The organism is Hominiventricola filiformis (assembly GCF_020686965.1).
Lineage (GTDB): Bacteria > Bacillota > Clostridia > Lachnospirales > Lachnospiraceae > Hominiventricola > Hominiventricola filiformis.
Genome location: NZ_JAJEPS010000041.1, coordinates 1 through 3,786 on the forward strand (window position 1 = coordinate 1; position 3,786 = coordinate 3,786).

Here is a 3,786-nt window from a genome sequence, read left to right on the forward strand (position 1 = left end):
TGTCATTCCCTTGGCATACATGGAAAGTATTTTTTCTTCCATGTCCTGAGTCACAGTATTCTGATATTTTTTGATTAACTGAGGCTCATACTCACCGTTACGATCTCTTGGAATAGCTACATTCATATCTCCATAGCTTGTGTGCATAGTTTTGCTGGAATGTCCATTTCGACTGTTATCTGTTTCTTTGTTTCGATAGTCATACTTGGAATAACCTAATTCCTCATCCAGTTCCCCATCCAAAGCACCTTCCAAAAGGACAGACATCATGTCACGCATGATACTGTTTACATCGGTGCCGTCTTTGATACTGATATCATTATTCTTCAGATAATCACGCATCATTTCTCGCATTGCTGCTTTTTGTGGGCTGTCTTTTCTTCTTGCCATAAAAATAACCTCCAAACTGAGTAATTTTATCTTACATCAGTTTGGAGGTTTACACAAACTTTGGGATACTCCCTTTGAGGACTTACCGTCTATACATTTTATAATCCTCTTCTATAATAATGTGGTTTATAATTTCTCTTTCCACTGATAATAATATTGATTTCGTTTTATTATCATTTGTATCCCAGAAACTGCAAGTATGATATAAAATGGCGCATATGTATATAAATATCTAGCTCTTGGTTCAAATAACAATTCAAAAACCGTAAGTCCAATTACAGCAAGCATGATAACAGAAAGTTCTTTTTTATTTTGAAATACGCTCAATATTCCAAAAAACAAAATTGCAATCCATACCATCAGTTCAAAATTACTAAACCACTTATAATAGCCTCTATCCCAATTCTTTGTATAATATATATTTCTTAGGAATTGTGCAAAACAAGAATTTTTTTTCGACAATATTTCCCAAAAGAAATTACCTTCTCCTCCCCAACAAAAAGTACCATCATTATAATTCGTCAGAATTTTTCTTCGCATTAGATGAACCATTCCTGGAATCCCCATTTCTTTTATTCTTTCTTTTGTCACTTGCAAATTAGCTTCTTTTCTCTCCTTCAAAGTATCAAAACTCCCCGAAAACTCTACATCTTCTAAATTCCAAACACCATTTACTTCAGAATAATTCATTCCCATCATCAGAAAATGCGTAATTCCATAGGTTCGATTAGAATTCACTTCCATATTCAAGCTTTGAATACATGTTGAAACTAAAATCATAGCAATAAGCAGACCCGCAGACATACTTATGAACATTTTTAATATCTGTTTCAGATCTCTCAGCATATACACCAAACTTATAATACAAATTGCTATCACCACAATCACAATCTGTGGTTTTATCCGATATCCAATCATTGTAAGTAATCCAATAATTCCCACATACAGACATTTTTTATTTGTATTCTCTTCTCTCGCTCTGATATATAACCATAATATAAAAATCGGGAATATAAGTCCTATCGAATCAGAATACGGAATAGACACCCAAGGTGACATTCCCACCAAAATCAAATACAAAATCCATGCAAACCATGCTGCGTGCCTACTTTTCAATATTCTTTCTACGCATCCAAATAAAATCAATCCAGTTCCCCATGAAAGGACACATTGAAAGAAAAGAATTCCTATTCTAAAATTTATTTTTACCAAATCAAAGAAACGAATAAGAGTCCCATATAACCATACCAACAACAAGTTATTTGGATAGACAGAAAAATATTCCTGATAATCCTGCAAACTTCCACCATGTGCTACAGCTTCCGAAGCTGCCATAATTGTCCATACATCCTAACCTGTCGTAAAAAAATAGTTCCATACACAATAAGACTGAAATAGCAATAACAATATACTAAAAAATAGTAGCACTTTATTTCCCAGATTTTTATTTTTCAAAACATGAGACCACATCCAATACAGGGTTACTACCAATATGCTTATAAATAGAATTCCTCCAAATAGTAGTATTGGTTCCGCACAGATAATATAAATCTTTCTGGCATAATCAATATTATTTCCAAAAAGACACACACCTAATATAATTGACATCATGAGGGTATAACTTATACCGATTATTTTCTCTAATAAATCCTTTTTCATATTTTGTTTTTGTATTTGATATTTTCTCTGTTCCATTAATTTTTGTGTTCACCCCAAATTTGCATATTTCTCAACCAATCTTATTTATGATATCATACTTGAAGATAATTACCGTCTATAATGTACCCATAACAGTGGACACACGAATTAGTGTAGGACCCGTATTACGGACACCCACACAAGACGTGCCCCTGTTCTTAATCACCGTTCCCATGTGAACCCTTTTTTGATGTTTTTTCGGATAAATGCAAATTATTCATTGACAATCCCGAGGTTCTTCTCCACGGCTTCCAATGTCAGCCAGCCTTTCTCTTTATCAGAAAAACCGAAGCACCAACAGCCACATCATGCAGCACATCGCTGTAATTTTGCAGATCGGAAATGGGGTTGATATTTGGCATAAAACACCATGTACGGCAGCAATACACCTGTACTTTGAACAAAGATGGGAGATATATGCTATGAAGAAATAACTATATCTATCCTAATATCTGATCAACAAAATAATCCGTCGACATCACGTGGCTGGTATTCTTTTCTCTGGAATCCTGTATGGTCACCTCTCCAAAATAGCTGCTGATGGTGACAAATGATCCATCGCTGCGATAAAGTACCATTTTTTCTTTTTCAAAATTGACCAGCTCCAGCGGCATTTTCATTCTGCGAACCCGCTGGTATACATCATCTGGCAGGAAAAATTCAAGACTTGTAATTCTTCTTGGATTTTTCAGTGGAGAAGTACGGCTGGCTCCATTGATACTTGTCCAGCGATCTACATACTCCACCGTCTCCGTCATTCTGGAAATCACATCCGGTATCTTCGGATTATCCTTTATCTCTATTCCCTGCAGAACTCCCTGTATGATTGATTTGTATTCTTCCTCTGTGACCTGGACATTCAAAATGTGCTTTCTGTCATAGGTTTGTCCGTCTATATATGTTATCTTGTATCGAAATTTAAAATCTACCATACCTAATCATCCCTCCTCACAGGAAATATCTTCTGTTATTTCGCTTTATTTCTATGCCCTCATAGCTGGTACTTATTTATTTTATCACGTTATTTACTTTTATTTTGCAATTTTTATAAATATGTAAAAGAGTTTTTGCGGCGGCAGAATGTATGATATACTATTGAAGTTGAGGAAACAACAAAAAACAATTTATGCTGACAATCTGCGCAAATTAATTCCATTGGAGATAAAACATGCTGAATTTTGCCAATTTAAGTGATCTGGGATTTGAATATTTGAGACTATGAGAAAACCTCTGTAAATTAGATTCTTTTATGATAATTAATGGCAATAAGCTTATAGATTAGGCTTGATTGCCCTCCCCAAGAGCAGGCGGTTTTCCGCCTGTCTTTTGATTATTCGGGTAAGCGTCCTTCGTACATAATGCTTAGTTCTCCATAGACTTGGCCCCAATTCCGTATTGTGGTAGTTCGCTTTTTCGTAGCCTCAAAAGTGGCCAAATACAGGGCTTTTAACAGGGCGGTATCACTTGGAAATTCATTTTGCTTTTATACCTGACCTATCATATGTCAGTCTATCCTTTATTCATTTTGTAAAAATATCGCCATCATTTCCGCCTGGCGACAACATTAGATCCTTCTTCAATCTCTTTATTTTATAGATGTGTCAACAATGCAGATGATATCATCTATGGTTTTGAAGCATCAGAAAGTTTCATATCTGACGTGACAGATAAAATACTTCCTCAGATTGAAGACTGGCA

At 35.2% G+C, this 3,786-nt stretch carries 3 protein-coding genes and 1 pseudogene; all 4 read right to left on the reverse strand.

Going from position 1 to position 3,786, the window contains the following annotated elements; all coding sequences use genetic code 11:
• A partial coding sequence (locus LKD36_RS17270) for a transposase (RefSeq protein ID WP_308460371.1) occupies positions 1-390 on the reverse strand: 390 nt, incomplete at its 3' end.
• Positions 391-516: 126 nt separating this feature from the next.
• Complete coding sequence (locus tag LKD36_RS17275; RefSeq protein WP_308460372.1) at positions 517-1,725, reverse strand: glycosyltransferase family protein; 1,209 nt, start codon at positions 1,723-1,725, stop codon at positions 517-519.
• Between the two features lie 803 nt (positions 1,726-2,528).
• The gene (locus LKD36_RS17280) at positions 2,529-3,020 is read right to left on the reverse strand and encodes a hypothetical protein (RefSeq protein ID WP_308460373.1); all 492 of its coding nucleotides are present in this window, start codon (positions 3,018-3,020) and stop codon (positions 2,529-2,531) included.
• A 398-nt stretch (positions 3,021-3,418) separates the two neighbouring features.
• A pseudogene (locus LKD36_RS17640) lies at positions 3,419-3,571 on the reverse strand (IS256 family transposase); the annotation flags it as partial.
• Positions 3,572-3,786 lie beyond the last annotated feature (215 nt).

Excerpts from the sequence above, each read along its gene's own strand:
- LKD36_RS17275 (WP_308460372.1), bottom strand. The coding sequence starts at position 1,725 with ATGGCAGCTTCGGAAGCTGTAGCACATGGTGGAAGTTTGCAGGATTAT.
- LKD36_RS17280 (WP_308460373.1), bottom strand. The coding sequence starts at position 3,020 with ATGGTAGATTTTAAATTTCGATACAAGATAACATATATAGACGGACAA.